Origin of the sequence: Corynebacterium sp. HMSC034B08, assembly GCF_001835805.1 — a bacterium.
Classification (GTDB): domain Bacteria; phylum Actinomycetota; class Actinomycetes; order Mycobacteriales; family Mycobacteriaceae; genus Corynebacterium; species Corynebacterium coyleae.
In genome coordinates, this window is sequence record NZ_KV825972.1 from 80,306 (window position 1) to 97,948 (window position 17,643).

The following is a 17,643-nucleotide window of genomic DNA, read 5'->3' on the forward strand; positions in this document are numbered from 1 at the left end:
GACATAATTCCTCTGTGACTCATTTGTTGTTAAGACCAAAAGAACGACAATCGAAATCCAGCGAAATGCATTACCCCCTTCAGTACTGTTGCGAACATGAAACTTGCAACCGTTTATCTGAAGGACCAGGGTCGCACCTCCGCCGCCCTGGTAAATGAAATCAAAGACGATCACGCCGACATCAATCTGCTTCCGTATGATAATGTTCGCCTTCTCCTCGAGGATCCGACCCCATCACTCCAGGCAAAACCGGGATCTCAGCGAAACATTGATCTGACTGCTTTTTGCGCACCGATCCCCGATCCGGCCAAGATTATTTGTGTTGGCTTGAACTACACTCGCCACATTGCTGAAATGGGTTTAAGCGAGCCTGCTGTCCCGACATTTTTCATCAAATTCGCCGATGCACTAGCAGCACCCTTCGCTGACCTCAACATCCCCACCTATGCACAGTCTGAATGCGACTACGAAGGTGAATTAGCAATAATCATCGGGAAAGAGGTGTACCAAGCCAGTGAAGACGAGGCTGCTTCTGCAATTGCGGGCTACGCCATCATGAACGATTTTTCGATGCGGGACTACCAAAACCGCACTCTCCAGTACCACCAAGGGAAATCCTTCTACAAGTGCTCTGGCTTCGGCCCTTGGGTAACAACTAAGGACGAATGGGATCTCGAGCAAGGCTCAATGCTTGCCACCTATGTGAATGACGAGCGACGGCAGTTTGACAAAGTAGACGATGTAATTTTCAAGCCTGCCTATCTCGTCTCCTATGCTTCACAGCTTTACCCCCTTAGGCCAGGCGACGTATTGGTTGCAGGAACCCCCGAAGGGGTCGCTGCTGGAAAGAACGATCACCCATTTTGGCTGACGGCGACACCATCAGTATCAGCATCGAAGGTCTTGGCGAGATTAAGAATCGTATCATTTTTGACAAATGATACGACCCAAAAATAACTACTGAGCTGCTAAAAGTATCACTTTGAAACGGTGAACAAACTCTGGGAACTTCCTTAAGCTAACTCGCACCCACCGATCATGAGGGAGGTTAGATGGACAACCCAGAGAGTTTCTTGGGCGCTAATTCCCGCAGTAGCCCAAGAAAGCAGCACAATAGTTTCAGCCGGCGAAGTTTTCTGCGAGGTATTGGTGCGGCAGCGTTGGCGGGAACGCTGAGCGCATGTGGCGGAAGCGCGTCGAGCGGTCAACGCGATTCCTACCGCCTAATCGCAGCGCATGCAACTTCCGAAAGCCACTTTATGCATCGCGCCTTCATGCACTTTAAGGAGCAAGCAGAGCTCCTGAGCGAAGGCCGAATTCAAGTCAAGGTTATTTCAAACGGCATCTTCGGTGGAGATCGCGCGCTTACAGAAAGCGTGGCACTGGACAGTATCCAACTAGCTGCCCCAAGTACTGCTCCGCTCTCTTCCTTTTCACCCAACATGGGTGTTTGGGATATCGCCTACCTGTTCAAGGATAAGCCGACTGCATACCGTGTATTCGATGGACCACTAGGTCAAAGGCTACTTGACGAGCTCTCGGTTAAACGAATTAAAGGCTTGGGGTACTGGGAAAGTGGTTTCAGAAACCTAACCAGCAACAAAGCTTCAGTTCAGTCAGTCACCGACCTACGCGGAGTCAAGATTCGTACTCTGGAAACGCCTGCGCAGCTCCGGGCATGGGGAGGAACTGGCGCTGCACCGACCCCCATGGCTTTCCCCGAAGTGTATACAGGTCTTCAGCAAGGAACTATTGACGCTCAGGAGAATCCGATCACCCTGATCTACTCTCAGAGATTCTACGAAGTTCAGAAGACCCTGACTTTGTCTGAGCATATCTACTCCGTCAATCCCTTGATTCTGAGTCAAAAGTTCTACGACTCCCTCCCTTCTGATTTGCAGGAAGTCGTAGAAATCGCAGGCAAGTCTTCCGTTGACTTCAGTCGCAAAGAGTCGGCAAAGGACGAGCTCGAGGCACTCGAGCAAATGAAGACAGAAGGTCTTCACGTTGAAGAGTTGAGCCCCGAGGGTCGAAGCGAACTTCGTGAAGCTATGCAAAAAGCCACAATCCCTTACGTCCGTTCCACCCTTGGCGATGAAATCGTCGATAGCGTGATGAAAGAGGTTCAAGGATGAGTACGGCTTCGAATGCAGTAGCTAAGCCCAGCAAGCCGGTACGCAAGGTCACCATCGAAGAGAAGGTCGGCGGCGCAGTACTTGCAGTCATGACCATTGTTTTGTTCGCCCAAGTTTTCGCTCGATTTATCCTCGGTTCTTCTATTACCTGGAGCGAGGAGCTAGCGAGATACCTCTTTATTTGGCTGATCTTCCTCATGCTGGGTTCAGTTACCCTTCACGGAGAGCAGATCGCCGTTGATGCGTTCGTCAATCGTCTTAGCGGCGGTGCTCGAACGGTTGCGGGTATCTTCATCATTGCAATTTGTACAGTGATCAACGTGGTGCTCTTGGTCAAAGGCATCGAGCTCACTTACGCCCAATACGACCTCCAACAACAATCAGCTGCGATGCGATTACCCATGTGGCTGGTCTATGCCGCACTCCCTGTAGGGATGCTCATCATGGTCCTTCGGTCAATCCAACTTGGGGTACGCATCTTTAAGCACGAAGAAAGCTCCTTCTCTGAACCCTACGGGGCTACTGAGGAGCTTCTCGGTATCGAAAGGGAGGACTAGACAATGGCTCTTGTTCTACTCTTCGGAGTTTTGTTTCTGCTGTTGTTAGCCGGCGTCCCCATCGCATACTGCATTTTGGCAGCCTGCGTCTTGACTGCGTTGATTCTAGATCCAGGCGTATCAGCTCCAATGATCGCTCAAACGATGATCACGGCAAATGATTCATTCCCGATCATGGCCATTCCTTTCTTTATCCTTTCAGGATTGATTATGGGAAAGGGCGGGATTTCTCGTCGTCTCTTTGAAGCGGCTTCAGCATTTGTCGGACACATCCCGGGCGGAGTCGGTATCGCGGCAGTTATCACTGCTATGTTCTTCTCCGCTATTTCAGGATCCGGCCCTGCAACTGTGGCGGCCATCGGCGGAATCATGATCCCAGAAATGATCAAACTCGGCTATTCGAGGCAATTCTCGGCTGCACTAATCGCAGCCGCAGGAACGATCGGAGTTGTCATCCCACCTTCGATCCCACTCGTGGTATTCGGTGTCGTAACCGGTACGAGTATTGGAGATTTGTTCTTCGCAGCCGTGATTCCAGGAATTTTAATGGCCCTAGTCCTCATACTTTGGGTCATCTTTCACGCACGGAAGCACTCCGTGAAGGGTACTGCTCGGAAAGACTGGCCTGATCGAGGGAAAACACTCGTCAGCGCGATCTGGGGCCTACTCCTTCCGGTAATTATTCTGGGCGGTATCTACGGGGGTGCGTTCACTCCTACAGAAGCCGCAGTCATCGCGGTCGTTTACGGTGTTATCGTTGGATGCTTTATCCACCGCGAATTGAAGTTTCGAGATCTTCTCGAAACTTTCGGTAGTGCTGCAATGGTCACTAGTTCGATCATGATCATCGTCGCAGCGGCTGCAGTGTTTAGTCGCTTCTTGGCGATTACCGATACCCCTGCAACCATCGTCGACTCGCTGACTGGGTTCTCTACAAACCCCATTGTCATCATCCTGATGGCGAATCTAATCCTTCTGCTGCTTGGCACATTTATGGAAACTATTGCGGCGGTGACCATCATCAGTCCAATCCTTGTGCCAGTGCTTGCCATCGCAGGAATGGACCCTGTACAAATTGGCGTTCTTGTGGTCGTCATCGTGTCCCTTGGGTTCATCACCCCACCCCTGGGAGTCAATATGTTCATTGCGGCAAACGTCGCAAAAACAAGTTCCGAGAAAGCGTTCGGGGCAGTTCTCCCAGGGCTTGGCCTACTCATCTTGGTTGGCCTACTTGTCAGTTTCATTCCGCCAATCTCTTTGGCTTTCCTCTAGAAAGGTAGTTCCATGCAAAACACGAAGAAAGCACTCCGCGAAGGTGCAACTTTCCACGGGCAGTGGCTGATGTCTGCTAGCACTGAGTTGGCATTCATTGCGTCCAACGCAGGATTTAACTACGTCTGCCTCGACATGCAGCACGGCTTCATTCGAGCGAACGACTTGTGGCCTCTCTCCAACGCGGTCCGTGCGGGTGGGGATTCTATGGTGGTCGCTCGAGTTCCCGATAACCGATTTACCGAGATTGGAATGCTCGCAGACGCTGGCGTCGACGCCGTAATCGTACCGCTGGTTTCGACAAAGGAGGAAGCCGAAGCCGTCGCATCAGCGCTCTCTTACCCAGCCTCTGGCGGTACGCGCTCCTGGGGACCTACGCTGCAGCTAATGGAGGGAACCGCCTTCGCTCCAGAAGAAGAGGCTCGACCGTTGGTTTTCATCATGATCGAAACGGCCGAGGCGATGAACAACCTCGACGAGATCCTTTCTGTTAAGGGAATCGATGGCGTATACATCGGTCCTTCGGATCTTGCGTACGCTCTTGGTTCTGCACCTGGCCCCGAGGAACCTGTTACTACTGAAGCAATTCAGCTTGTCTTGGACAAGACCGTTGCTGCTGGCTTGATTCCGGGAATTCACACGGGCGACGGCCAGACTGCAGCTGAACGCCGGAAGCAGGGTTTCAAGTTCATTACCACGTCAAGTGATATTGGCGCAGCGCGCAAAGCCTTCATCGAAGATCTTCAGACGGGTAAAGGAGAGTAAACGATGAAAGTTGTCATTACCGACCATGAGTTCGGAGATGTAATCGAAGAGCGTCGAATTGCGAACGAATCAAACGCGTCGTTCGAAGTCTACGATGATGTAAAAGATCCAGCGGAAGTTGCCAGAATCACGCAAGGCGCCGACGTAGTGCTTCTCTGCTACGCCCAAATCACCGAAGAAGTGCTTAAGGGGCTTGCACCGAACGCCACAGTGATCCGTTACGGAATGGGTTACGACACTATCGATGTTGATGCCGCCACCCGTCTTGGTGTCCGTGTATGCAACGTCCCAGATTACGGAGCAGATACGGTAGCTGACCACACAGTTATGCTTGCGCTAGCATCTATCAGGCGATTGCAAGCGTACGACTCGGCGCTGAAGGCTTCGGACGACGGATGGATCCCTGCTCCAGAAATTGGGAAGATTCCTGCTATGTCAGATGTGACCTTTGGCCTACTCGGAATCGGTCAAATTGGTCGAAAAGTTGCGAGTCGTGTGCAGGCATTTGGTGCCCGAGTGATTGCTTACGATCCCTACGTCTCGCAGGACGCACTTGAAGGCACGAATATTACTCTTGCCGACCTGGATGAGTTCCTCGCTGAATCGGATGCTATCTCATTGCACGCGCCCCTCTTCCCGTCGACTCACCACATCATCAATGCAGAAGCGATTGCTCGCATGAAGAACTCGGCAGTTCTTATCAACACCGCTCGCGGCCCACTCATTGATACCGAAGCTGCCATCCAAGCAATTGAAGAAAATCGTTTGGGTGGTCTTGCATTGGATGTGTTTGAGACCGAACCACTAGAGGCCGGTAGCAAACTACGACAGCTTGATAGGGTTCTTCTCACACCACATGCTGCCTACTATTCTGAACGCTCCCTTGCGAATCTCCAGCTATTCGCTGCCGAAGAGATGGGGCGAGCGCTGAAGGGCGAAGCATTGCGGTGCCAGGTCAACCGTTAATCCACGGAATAGCACGCTAGTTCGAACCTAAGCCTCGTTACCGATTTAGCAGACGCCAAAGGGTTCGGCCCAGCGCCAAGCTGGGGCCGAACCCTTTGTGTTTGAGACTCACAATCTAGCCTGATAATTGGAGTCAATTTGATTCCGACTTGTTGGACGAGGCCTCACCCCACAACCCCCTCAAACCTTGCGTACGCCTCCCGCATATCCGCCTCGCGGTCCAGTTGTCTGAACGGGTATTCGTACACGTACTCCACACCGGACTGCGGATGCGTCCACGTCCGCTCCGCCTCCGACAACTGCGCACCGTCCTTCAATTTCGCGTCAGCTTTCAGAATCTCCTTCGGCACCTTCCGACCATTCGCATCAAAGCGATCCTCCTGGTCGTATCGACGCATCACCGGGAACTGAGTCCTGTAAATCATGCACAACTCGTCCGCCGTCACACCCAGAGACAGCGCCACAATCGCATCAATCTCAACCTGCGCCACTCGCCGTTCCTCGTCCTTGCGCAAAGGCGTATCGACGCCCCACTTCTCACCCATAATCTCCTCCCACAAAGGCGCGTACGCCTCCGTGAGACAGTTCAACCGAAGGTAGCGTTCGGCGGATAGCTGAAACGAGAATCGGCGAAAGGCAAACCTCGGATAATTGCTGGATAAATGTGCGCCGAACCTGCAGAGCGAACGAAATAGTCCGCAAGAATCGAGCTCATCAGGGAACCAGCTTCAACAGTTTGTCTAGCTGTTCTAGCAATACACGAATTCACTGCATGCACATGAGCAGCCCCTGGAGGGAGGATCGCCGGATAGAGAGTCCGATATCCCGTTGTAGCAGCCATTTCTCGCCAAGCAATGCGAAAGAACTCTCGAGCAGATGCCGAACGCTTTGCGAATTCCCAGAACGGAAAATCCTGATCATAAGCAGGTTGGGCGTCTCGATCCGGTTGATAGGCAGTTGCAGGTATAAAACCTCCTGGCATCGCTTCGAGGTCAACTTCCGACCAGTCTTGATTATGCTTCAGCGTCGAGTTTGGCTGCTTAATCATTGGTGTCGCTACGCCGAGGTGAGGACCTTGGATAATGACGTCATCCCACGAAGCAGGATGCGCCCAACCGGTATCGAAGTATCCGGACTTTTTATCCGTGGTTTCATTCCAGCCACTTGAAAACTGCAACCCCAGCTCCCGAAAGCGAGGAGCAGCAGCAAGCTTTTCTAATACCCCGGCTGCTTCAGTATTGACGGTATAAACCATTCTGGATTCGAGTACATGCGTCGAATCGTCTTCAAGGATCGAGTGCCAAACCTTCAGTGTTCCGAGATCGACCGTCTGTACGCGATCTCGGTGTGGTCGAAGATCCCATTTACCGTTGTTGTCTTTCAACCCAGGAAGCTCGCCCGAACCATCATGGGAAAAGGACTCATTAACTGTCGCTGGATGATAGAGCGAAGCAGCATGTTTAAACAGGGGTTTAGTCTGTTCAGCAGAGTAAGTGTGGACGCCGTAAGTTACGTGGTGATCAACATCAAACAGCACTAGTTCGTTCACGAATTGCCAGTGGTGACGGAGGCGCAAGTACGCACCACGTCGTAGGGGAGCAGCCTTCTTTTCCGTGAAGTGTGATTCTGGGTGAATGAGGGATGTAACTCCGGAAGCCGAGGCATTTCCCCAAGTCCGCTCCATGAAACCGCGGTAGAGATCCGGCCGTTGGTCTTTAAGGTGTGGATAGTCCGGGATGTTTCCGAGCACTGCTGCGGTAGCAACTGTGTCACCAACGCCGCCGTAGACGATGTCCCTCATGTACGCATCCGCGTCCCACTGCTCCTTGCGGGCGGTCTTCACGGCTTGGGTTGGCTTGTGCGCCAACGCGAACCATGGATCCATTTCCGCATAGAGATCATCCATCTTGACATCCGGTCGCACCCATGGCGGGTTACCCACCTGAAGGTCGAATCCGCCGCGGGCGAAGACGGCGGCAAAGTCGAGATCCCAGTGGAAGAAGCCTTGCTCGGATGCGACTTGCTGCACGGTTTTCAGCCACGGGTGATTTTCCAGCACGGTGGCCATCTTCGGTGCGCCAGAGAACTCGATGTCGGCGCGTTCCATGACGATCAGTTCGTCCCAGTTTGATCCCTTGCCCAGTTGGGTTTGGCGGGTGTCGCGGGAGGTGGTGTCTTTGCCCAGGATGTCGGTAAGGGTAGCGATCCACTCGTCGAAATCCGGCAGTTCCTCGGTGGCGGTCAGTGGCCAGAACGTCAGTGCGTTCCATGCGTCCATGACCAGGCGAAGGCGCAGGTAGGCACCCTCTTCGTTGTGGAGGAGCTCGCGCTCGATCTGCTCGCGGCGGATGTTCTTCGCGGTGCGTTGGGTTTCGCGGCCCCAGATGTCGATGTCGCGACGAATCTGTTCCTCGGCGATGCGCATCTTGGACAGCGTGATGGCCCACAGGGACTCCACACGCCCGGCGAGGGCGGCGAGTTTCTTGGTCTGTTCCTTGGTTGGTGCTTTGCCGGTGACGGACCTGCGCCACGCCTTCATGGCGGTCTGTTCTTCCTTAGCCAGCTTCTTCAGATCCTTCGCATCGGCGGCGGCACCCCAAGTGGTGGAAGGCAGCAGGAACTGGTGGATGCGGCCGGCAGCGTTGTGGTCGCGCTCGGAGGCGTCGATAGCTTGTGCGAGATTCTGCACCGACTCTCGGCGCGGCACTGCCTTGAGCCACTCGCGCTTTTTCATCTGCGCGGTGGAGTACGTAGAGCGCAACGTACCAACAAGCGAGTTGCCGCGGCGTAGGTGCAGACCGAACCACGGGGCCTTTAACTGGCTGGTCATGGTGTCGAGCCACAGGGAAATCTCTGCAAGTTCCACCGCGGTGGGGTTGAGGTCCACGCCGTACACCTGGTGCAGGGCGATGTGAGCTTTGACCTTTTGAAGTTCGACGGCGCGCTGCTCCGGCTCGACCTGTTTGTCCATTTCTGTCTCGCGCAGCTTGAGGTAGAGCTCCGCGAGTTGGCGAACGGCTTCGACGGCGAAGGCGCCGGAGCCCATGGCGGGCTCGCAAATGGTCAGGCTAAGCACGTCCTCGGCGGTGTTGATGCGGCCCTCTTCCTGGAGGACCTCGATGGCCTGGCCAACGGTGAACTCCGTGAGGACCTGCGGGGTATAGAAAGACGCCGAGCGCTCCCGGTCGCGGCTGGACTGACGGAACACGAACGAGCCTTCTGGATGCAGGCGGCGCGTCTTAGCGGTGCCGCCTTCTTCCATCTGGGTGGTCTCCATGACAAAGCTGTCCTGCGGGACCGTGTTTGCGGCTCCGGTGGGCAGCACCCAGGATCCCTTGGAGGCGTCGCCCTTCGGTGCGACCTCGTACAGGTCCTCCTGGGCAATGAAGCCGTGATACGACATCAGGCCCTCATAGACCTGGCCCAGTTCGGTCACGCCCAGAGTGGCGTAGGAGATGAAGCCGCGGTCCTTGCCGGCAGATACGCGAGAAAGCAGCAGGTTCTGCAGGACGTGGGTCAGTGCCTCGTTGGAGAGCTTCACTTTGTCGATAAGCGAGGTGGCCTCGCTCTTAAACAGGTCCGCGTCCAGGTTGCGGAAGGTCAGGCCTTGGTTCTGCGCGTCCGGGTCGTAGTTGGGGGACTCGGCTGGGTCGTGGCCGTCGTTGACCTGGGTGAACAGCAACTGCAGGGAGTCGTAAAGATGCGTGCCGTGGCGGGCTTTGTCGGTGACCGGCGGGTTGAGAATCTGATCGCGCAAGCGATCCAGGCCGTAGCCCTCCACGTACTCGGGCGCGCCGGTGGGCAGGATGGCCAACTCCGAGGAGGCCTCCGCGAACAACAGGAACAGGATGCGGTACAGGTAGCGCAGGGATTGACGTGCCAGTTCGTTGCCATCGATGTCATCGAGTGGCAAGTGCTGCTCGCGGCGGCGTGCGAGTACGTCGTTGCCGATGATCTCGATCGACTCACGCACCGCGTCACGCAGATCGCCCGATACCTTCACCGCGTGCTGCAGCGACTCCTCGCGGGTATCCGCCCACCACGTCGTGCCGTCGGCGGCGCGCTCGAGGTTCTCGCGCGCGAGGATTACGGCGGTGCGCTCCAACTCGCCGGCCTTCTTCGTGTCGTTGCGCTCCACCACCAACTGCAGGTTCACCGCAAGGTAGCGGCCCAACGGCCACGACTCACGCTCCGCAACGAGCTCCCACGGGCCCGCCACAACCACCACGAACTCTGGCGGTTCCGCAGCGAGGAACAAATCACCGATGAGCTTGGACACCTTCGTCTCCACCGGCTCTTTGCCCTCCTGTGCAACACCGCCGGTGATGGGCAGGGAGGTGAGGTCCTCGTGCGTGGTGTCGTCGCTAAGCAATGCCTCGACGACAATCAACGTGCCGGCGTTACCGCGCCACCCACGGAACGACAGCACCTCCCCGGCGCGCTCATACGACAGTGTGGTGGGGGAGCCGTAACCGAACGCCTCGCGCACCAAACCCGCTGTGACCTCCGGATCCTCATCCGTGGCAAACGCCGACTGCAACCCGCCACGCAACTGCTGGAACCGCTTCACCGGAGAGAGACTGCCCGTCTCATCCTCCAACGCCGCCCACTCCTTCGTGCGCGCCTTAACGCGTTTGGTGAAGGACTCGCCCTTCGTCTCATCGGTGGTGAAGTAGTGATCACTAATCCACTCATCGACGTTGATCAGAGAATCGAACGTGGCCATGGCGTTACGCCTCCTCGGTGTGGTTGGGCTGGTTGGCGGGTAGGACAAGGACGAGCGGGCGGATCAACTCCCGATCCGGCTCAAGCGAAGCAATCAGTGCCTTCTCCTGCGCAATCAAGCCCGCCGAACGACCAACACGCAACGTCTGCTGGACGCCCTCCTTGGATGATTCCCACGCGTGCGCACGATCCGACCAGTGATCAATGCGGGTGTGCGCGTGGTCGCGTGCCGCCTTCATCATCGGCTGCAACTGGTTCTTCGCCACCTCGACGGAACGCTCAATGAGATCCTTCGCGTCTTGGGGGACCGTGAGCGTGCCCGGGTTGATGGCCTTCTCCGTCAGACCGATGTTGCGCAGCCAGGCGTACGGGTCCTCGATTGTCTGCGCGAGGAAACCATCCATGACCGTGACAAACGCGCGTGAGACCACCTGGCCGCGCTTGTTGGTCAGCGTGCCCATGAGCAGCACCGTAGGAGTTGGTACGTCGCCTTCGATGGCGGTGATCTCGCCGGCGCTCAACTGCGCAAGCGCACGATCCGTCGCCCAATCCGTCACCGGGTGCAACGGCCCGAGGAAGTGGGCCTTCGGCCACGTGGACCCATCCTGGCCCGTACGCGCGCGACGCATCACCTCGTTGCCCACCGTGGTGTTCGTGGCCAACTGGAACCGCTCCCGCACCTTGCGGTCCGCCAGGTAATCCTGCGGCAGCACATCCAAGCGGCGGCGCAGATCTTCCGGCGGCTCCAACTCCGCCACGCCATTGCTGTGGAACTGGAAACTCACGCCACCGGCAGTGAGGGAGCGCTCCGGGGCGGAGTAAAACGCCTCATTCAGTGCGTCCTCCAGGTAGGCGATTTCGGAGGGATAGAGGCTCTCGGTGTGGGTGGAGTCTTCGGCGTTGTTGGTTTCGTCGGTGTTGTCGGCCTCGAGGCCGAAGCCCGCCAGCAACTGGTCGATCAGGTCTTCCTCGCTCTGGGCCTGCTCGGTGGCGATCTGGTCCGGGGTCTTCACCACATCATCAAACTGCACCTGGTTCTGGATCACCCGGCGGATCTCGTCCTCCTCGCCGGAGACGGAATGCTTGCCGATGAGCGAGCCGACGTCGCCAAGCAACGCATGCGCCTCGTTCTCACGATTGATCAACTTGGACAGCACATGCAGCTCACCCACGTAGCCGCCCTGCTTCGTATCCAGCAGCAATGCTGCGATCTGCGGCGGTTCCGTCTGGCCGTACCGGTCGATGCGGCCGTTGCGCTGCTGAATACGGATCAGCGACCACGGAATGTCGTAGTGCACCAAGTTGTGGCACAGGGTGTGGAGGTTCACGCCCTCCGACGCCACGTCACCCGTGATAAGGATGCGAAGTTTGGAATCGGTGCGCTTGAATTCGTCGACAAGCCGCATCTGCTCCTCGTCCGACAGCCCACCGTGCATGACCTCCACAGCGCCAGCCGGCATCTTCAGATCCTTGGTCAGGTTCTCCTTAAGCCAATGCAACGTGGCCACGCGCTCCGAGAACACCACCGCGCGAGTCTTCTTGCCTTTGCCCACGCCGATGTCCTGCAGGTAGTTCACCAGCGTGGCGTACTTGTTGGAGTTTTGACGGGTGACCTTCGCGTTGAGCGTTTGGAGGTGCTCGAGGGCCTGACGCTGGTTCGTGTCCGACTGCGGGACGCGTTTGAGACGGTTGTCGATGGTCTCCCCGAGCGCAGCTGGGGAGGAAAGGAACGCCTTGACCAACGTCCACGGGAACAGACGGTCCTTCGCCGGATTGGTGTTGGCGGCTTCTGGGTGGATCCAGGTCTGCTCCAACTCTGCGGCCACGGCGTTCTCCTCTGCGGACGCCTCCACCGGGCGGTTGATGGGGTCCTTGCGCTCCGCCCATTTCTCGCCAACCACACTGTCCACCTCGTCGCTATGACGGTGGCGACGGATGAGAAGACGGGAGACGGCCTCGGCGTCGATCGTGCCGTCGGGCATCACGGAGGTCGGATCCAGCAGACGCAGGATCTCCTTGAAACTCTCCGGGTCACCATTGTGCGGTGTTGCCGAGGCCAGCAGGAGCGCCTCCGTCGTCGGCGCGAGCGTGCGAGCGAGCTCGTTGTTCTGCGTGCCCACGTTGGTGGCGTTATGGATCTCGTCGATCACCACCGCATCCCAACGCACCTTCTCCAACATCGCGCGATACTTACCGCTCTTCAGCGTGTCCATCGAGACGATCACGCGCGGAAAATACGTAAACGGATTCCGGCTCGCCGGCAGGATCCGCTGCACCCGCTGAATACCGGCCGAGTCCAACCTGACCAGCGGGATAGCAAAACGCGACCACATCTCCTGCTGGAACTGCTCCATGATGTGCTTCGGGGTGACGACGAGAATGCGTTCGCCACGCCCGCGGCGGATCAGCTCCGCGAGGATCATGCCGATCTCGAGCGTCTTGCCCAGGCCCACGGCATCGGCGATGAGGATACGTGGACGCAGGTTGTCGTCGCTAAGCGCCTTGCGCACTGCAGAAAGCTGATAGTCGAGTGGATCCATCAGCATGCCCTCCGCCACCGAGAGGCGATCTTGGTAGAGCGGTACCGGCGTCTGACGCAGCGTGGTCTCGAGCCACAGGCGCGTCGTGCGGTAACCGGGGGAGTGGTCGGCGACGACCTCTACCTTGGCGGGATCGAACACCTCCACGTCGTCGAGCGCGGTGTAGAAACTTGCCGTGGTGTCACGGACGTAATCAGACAGGCCACGGACCTTGAGTAGATAACCGTCCACGGACTGAGCGACGTTGGTAATCAGCCACAACTCATCGCGAACCTTGACCATGAGGCCGGGGGCGAAGGTGTGCGCATTGCGTTGAGATTGTGTGGCGTCCTGTGCGGGCGAAGACATACGTAGCAGCGTATCCGGCCCGCGCGAGACAGGGGGAGGTTGGGCGTGCGGGTGTTCGATGAAGGCGCGTGGCCTGCTCCCCCTTACAACGCAATTGCCTATGAACCGGATTCGAAGGGGGTTAGGCGCTTCGCTCTTTGAAGTACAAGATCCGGGCGTCTCTTCACCTCCGTTATCGGAGCGCATTCTGTGCTCGGTCCGAGATCTCCGGTTACCCACCATTGCTGAACCGCTTGAGCGACAGGTTTCCTTCCAGCGAACTTACCGATGAGCACCTCATTTACATTCCCCACATTGGGGTCAACATCGCTGAGCCTCTCATTGAACTGAAAAGGTCGGATAGTATTTCGTTTCTCCAGTCTCGTGGAGAAATACCCCCTTGTTCTTTACCAAATACCTAAGCAAATCTTTTCTTCCTCGCTCGTCGCGTTCAGGGTGAAAAGTTTCCAAGAGCTTTGGCTGGGTTATGCACTCAATCTGGTTAATGTGGTCAATCACCTTATAATCGTGCAGGTCGGGCTCATAATTTCTGCGCCAGATCAGCTCCTCATCCCAACCCTCGGGAAACCCCATCGCAACTAGGGGGATGCCGGATCTCCGCACAAAGCTCTGCAACAGGTTAACCATTTCTTCCGACCAGGAAGAACCCGGGTAGATTCGCGCGAAGAGGAACCTCATAGCAGCAATAGTCTTATAGGGCTTATGAGGAAGCCCCTTCAGGTGAGAAAGCTCCTGGATATGATCTTTTGGTGCGGCCAGTAAGGTATCAAAGACCTTGTTCCAGACTCGCCCATAGTGTGCACATACGTTGCTGCCCAAACAGGAAGGTGAGGACCATATTTGCGACGGAAGTGCTGAACAAAGTCACTTTGGCTGCGCCGTTCTTCGCGGGAGTAGTCAGCGATCCACCCAATATGTTTCGACTGTTTGATCGATAGCGAGCCCGCTGTCCAAATGGATGAATCTTTACGAAGATAGGCGGGAATTCGGTGCGCAAATGGATGGTAGAACCCGAGGCGATTGCTCAGCTGACTCCTCAGCCACACCTCAATCATTTCGAGGCCCTCTACGAATTTTTTCCTCACCGACTCGTCAAACTTGTAAAGGTTAGCGATCTGACCGAACGTTGTTCCGGGCGGGAAATCGTCATCCTGTTTGAAATAGTAGGCGTACCCCGTAAATCGAAAGTAGCCACATTCCCTCAGCATCGATCTGGCTGCTTCGCTGTTTTGAATTACCAAGCCATGGGTCCGGAGCTTTGCAAGCTGATCATCAATGAAAAAATATGGCTTCGCGTACTTGCTTTGCCGGTAGGCGTTCAGCACTTCAGGGTTAAGCGACAAAATGTGTGTCCGGAATCGTTGATTTTCATGCTCTGAACTCCGCGTTTGCGGAAAATATATGCTCCAAAAGCATATATTGGCCCTCTCTTGCGAAAATCCCCGGTGTGGCTGCCATGGTGTGCTACGGAGCGGTGGTTCGGTTGCCCAATGCCAAAGAACCGACCACGCTGCCATTGTGGCGGCGATATGAAACGAAACGGCACCACCAGCAACGGGACGACCCGGTGGCGGTGCAAAATCTGCGGTGCTTCACTGACCAAGCAGCGCAGCGATATCACCAACGCAGCCCTATTTCGTGCGTTCATCCAGCACCTGACTGTTTAGACCACGTATTTAGTAACACTGTGGTGAGTATCGGGTAACGCCCGGGTGAGTATCGAGTAACACCTGGGCGTTTTGGGGTTTCGGTGGGGTTATTGGGTCAGTCGCATGTTGGTGCCTTCGAGTGTGATGATTTCGGCGCCGGCGACAAGTCGGTTGAGTATTGATTCGGCGATGACGGCGTCGGGGATGGATTTGTACCACTCGTCGGGTGTGAATTGGGATGTCACGATGGTTGATCCACGGGGTTCGCGTTCTGCAAGGATGTTGAGCAGTTGGTGTGCGGTGGCGGCATCGATTGGGGTGGTGAGGAAGTCGTCGAGGACTAACACGTCTGTGTTGTGTAGGTCTTCGAGGAATGTGATGCGGGCTGGGTCGTCGTGTTTGAGCACGGCGAGGTGGTTGGCGAGTGTGTCGGTGCGGAAGAAGCGCGCGGAGTAGTCGTTTCTGCACGCTGCGGTGAGCAGTGCTTGGGCGAGGTAGGTTTTTCCGACGGAGGATTTGCCCAGGATGACAATGTTTTGTGCGCTTTGGCACCATTGGCAGTGAGCGAGTCGGGTGATTTGCTCCTTGTTGATGGTGCGGCCGGGTGTGTAGGTGATGTCTTCGATGCAAGCATCGGGATTTGGCGATCGGGATGCTTTGAGCAGTTTGTTGACTCGCCTCTCACGCTTGGCCGCTACCTCTTTATCGAGTGCATAGAGCACTTTGTCGGAGAAGCTCCAATCGTCGAATGCGGGATCGGCGGCGATGTCGATGACGCTTTGTCCGAAGGCGGTCATGCGTAGATCGGTAAAGATCGGCAGGACTGATTCGTCGAGGAAGCGGGCGGATGCTGATGCTGGCTGTGGGTGGGGCATGGGTTATGCAGATCCTTTCTTGGTGAGGTTGTCGAGGCTGAACTGGGCAGCACCACCGAGGTAGGCGCCGCGTGTGTCACGGGATGCGGGGGCAGGCGCACCGTCAGCGAGCCTGCCGGTTGACTGGATGGTTGCTACATCGGTGCCTGTGGGGCGTGTGGAGGTGTCTTTGCGCACTGCGGCCATCATGTTTTTCACCGCGGTATACGACACAGCACGCCTGGCGCCGTCGGCGGATACCAAACGCCGGCAGGCTTCCTCGAGGATTGGCTTGTTGCTGTGTTTGCCCATGTTGAGTACGTTGCGGCACGCTTGGTACGCCTGGGCAGGGATCGCCTTGGCTTCGATGAGCTCGGAGATCACTTGGCGGGTGGCCGGCCCGATTTTGGCGGCTTCGCGCAGGAAGTACTCGCTTGTCCACAACCCACGGGTGTCACTTATGTTCGCCGGTATGTGGTCAGTGTCGGTGACATACACCCCGCGGGCACGCGCGAGTCGGTGGGTGGCCACACGCTGCCCGGCGTCGAAGACGGCAAGGCTGTCACCGGTGATACGCACATCCACGGTGCGGCCCACCAGTAGGTGGGGTACCGAGTAATGCGCGTTGTGCACTCTGATGTGGAAATTGGGTGCGACTTTGGCGCGTTTCCATTCGGTACGCTGCCACGGTGTTGCCGGTAGCGCGGTAAGCACGTCGCGTTCGAACTGATCAAACAATGCGCGCCTGCTCGTCGCATTGCCGCGAAACGGTTCGGCAGCGTTGATCCTATCGACCAGGGTGGTGATTTTTGTGTTGAGCTCGTCTATCCCGACGCATTGGTGGCCATCGAGTGCGTGGATGACGTTCTGGGTGACGATCTTGACTGCGGCTTCGACGCTGGCTTTGTCTTTGGGCCGTTTTGCACGAGCCGGCAACGCGGCGGTGTTGTAGTGCTCCAAAAACTCCTCGTAGGTGGAGTTGACCCGGCGATTCCTGTCCGTAGCACTGATCGCGTTCGAGGCTGTCGAGGCGTTATCTGGCACGATGACCTCGGCGACCCCGCCGAAGTACTCGAACGCGCGTATATGGGCTGTAAGCCACGCGTCTTGGCGCTCATTAGCGCACGCGCAGGCGAATACCATGCCCGAGTACGGCAGCGAGGCGACGAAGATACTGACCTTCGAGCCTTGCCCACCGGTGGGGTCAAACAGTCGCATCTTCGTGCCGGCCCAGTCCACCTGCATCGTATGGCCTGGGGCATGGGTGATCCTGGCGGTCAGCCCAGTTGTATCAACGTGTTGGGCTACAAGCTGGCGAAACCGCTCGTAGCTGTAATACCGCTGGCCCAGCCCCGCAGGCTGCGCGGTGTAGCGGCTCCACAGCACCTGCAAAGTCACCTTGTTGCGCCCGGTGCGCGCCTTGGCGACAGCGTCGAAATCGATCGGAACGAAATCGCCCTGAGCATGGCTGCGCCCGTCGACGAACCAGTCCGCTAGCTCATGATCTGCAACCCCACGAAGTTGCTCACGCGTTGTGATGTTGTGTTCCACAAGCGCATCGCGTGCTTTTTGCACCGTGGTGTGCGAGCACCGCAGACTCGAACAGATTTGGCGGACAGACCAGCCTTTGAGCACTTGATCCATTACCGCCCGGTAGTCAGTCACAATCAGACTCCTCTGGTAACGCCGCGTGCCCTGAAGTCACGCGGTCACCAGAATCCTCCCCCGGACCGTTACTGGATGCTCACCAATGCGTTACTCGATACTCACCACGGTGTTACTAGATACGACCGCGCAACACCTGACCACCGGGACCAGTCTTGCGGCGATCG

13 protein-coding genes and 1 pseudogene are annotated in these 17,643 nt (G+C 56.8%); 7 read left to right on the forward strand and 7 right to left on the reverse strand.

All coding sequences use genetic code 11. The features are described from left to right. Window positions 1-96 precede the first annotated feature (96 nt). From HMPREF2656_RS10805 to HMPREF2656_RS10830, 6 genes are all read left to right on the forward strand, one after another. A complete protein-coding gene (locus tag HMPREF2656_RS10805; protein WP_246825162.1) occupies window positions 97-957 on the forward strand; it encodes a fumarylacetoacetate hydrolase family protein in 861 nt (286 codons plus the stop codon). Window positions 958-1,052: 95 nt separating this feature from the next. Next, window positions 1,053-2,135: a substrate-binding domain-containing protein gene (locus HMPREF2656_RS10810; RefSeq protein ID WP_083319525.1), complete on the forward strand. Its 1,083-nt coding sequence runs from the start codon at window positions 1,053-1,055 to the stop codon at window positions 2,133-2,135. Further along, a complete protein-coding gene (locus tag HMPREF2656_RS10815; protein WP_070816757.1) occupies window positions 2,132-2,692 on the forward strand; it encodes a TRAP transporter small permease in 561 nt (186 codons plus the stop codon). The genes HMPREF2656_RS10810 and HMPREF2656_RS10815 overlap by 4 nt, the downstream gene beginning before the upstream one ends. 3 nt (window positions 2,693-2,695) lie before the next feature. Further along, window positions 2,696-3,964 carry a TRAP transporter large permease gene (locus HMPREF2656_RS10820; protein ID WP_070816758.1) on the forward strand — a complete coding sequence of 423 codons (1,269 nt, stop codon included), beginning with the start codon at window positions 2,696-2,698 and terminating at the stop codon, window positions 3,962-3,964. A gap of 12 nt (window positions 3,965-3,976) precedes the next feature. Then, the gene (locus tag HMPREF2656_RS10825) at window positions 3,977-4,729 is read left to right on the forward strand and encodes an HpcH/HpaI aldolase family protein (RefSeq protein WP_070816759.1); all 753 of its coding nucleotides are present in this window, start codon (window positions 3,977-3,979) and stop codon (window positions 4,727-4,729) included. A gap of 3 nt (window positions 4,730-4,732) precedes the next feature. Next, window positions 4,733-5,695, forward strand: coding sequence for a C-terminal binding protein (locus HMPREF2656_RS10830; RefSeq protein ID WP_070816760.1), 963 nt, complete (start codon window positions 4,733-4,735; stop codon window positions 5,693-5,695). A 164-nt stretch (window positions 5,696-5,859) separates the two neighbouring features. On the opposite strand, the gene HMPREF2656_RS13655 is transcribed toward HMPREF2656_RS10830, so the two are convergent. The 5 genes from HMPREF2656_RS13655 to HMPREF2656_RS13660 form a co-directional block, all read right to left on the reverse strand. Next, window positions 5,860-6,240 carry an SPRY domain-containing protein gene (locus HMPREF2656_RS13655; RefSeq protein WP_371440666.1) on the reverse strand — a complete coding sequence of 127 codons (381 nt, stop codon included), beginning with the start codon at window positions 6,238-6,240 and terminating at the stop codon, window positions 5,860-5,862. A gap of 41 nt (window positions 6,241-6,281) precedes the next feature. Then, a complete protein-coding gene (locus HMPREF2656_RS10835; RefSeq protein WP_371440667.1) occupies window positions 6,282-10,421 on the reverse strand; it encodes a DNA methyltransferase in 4,140 nt (1,379 codons plus the stop codon). A 4-nt stretch (window positions 10,422-10,425) separates the two neighbouring features. Continuing rightward, window positions 10,426-13,308 carry a DEAD/DEAH box helicase gene (locus HMPREF2656_RS10840; protein ID WP_070816761.1) on the reverse strand — a complete coding sequence of 961 codons (2,883 nt, stop codon included), beginning with the start codon at window positions 13,306-13,308 and terminating at the stop codon, window positions 10,426-10,428. Between the two features lie 318 nt (window positions 13,309-13,626). Beyond that, window positions 13,627-13,986, reverse strand: coding sequence for a hypothetical protein (locus tag HMPREF2656_RS10845; protein WP_070816762.1), 360 nt, complete (start codon window positions 13,984-13,986; stop codon window positions 13,627-13,629). Window positions 13,987-14,024: 38 nt separating this feature from the next. Continuing rightward, window positions 14,025-14,825 (reverse strand): Abi family protein, encoded by an 801-nt coding sequence (locus tag HMPREF2656_RS13660; protein WP_083319526.1) that lies wholly within the window; start codon window positions 14,823-14,825, stop codon window positions 14,025-14,027. Between HMPREF2656_RS13660 and HMPREF2656_RS12910 the strand changes: the two are divergent. After that, a pseudogene (locus HMPREF2656_RS12910) lies at window positions 14,799-14,969 on the forward strand (IS256 family transposase); the annotation flags it as partial. The gene HMPREF2656_RS13660 and the pseudogene HMPREF2656_RS12910 overlap by 27 nt on opposite strands. Window positions 14,970-15,064: 95 nt before the next feature. Here the strand turns inward: HMPREF2656_RS12910 and HMPREF2656_RS10855 are convergent. Both HMPREF2656_RS10855 and istA read right to left on the reverse strand, forming a co-directional pair. Continuing rightward, complete coding sequence (locus HMPREF2656_RS10855; protein WP_070816764.1) at window positions 15,065-15,832, reverse strand: ATP-binding protein; 768 nt, start codon at window positions 15,830-15,832, stop codon at window positions 15,065-15,067. A gap of 3 nt (window positions 15,833-15,835) precedes the next feature. After that, complete coding sequence (gene istA / locus HMPREF2656_RS10860; protein WP_083319527.1) at window positions 15,836-17,476, reverse strand: IS21 family transposase; 1,641 nt, start codon at window positions 17,474-17,476, stop codon at window positions 15,836-15,838. Window positions 17,477-17,643 lie beyond the last annotated feature (167 nt).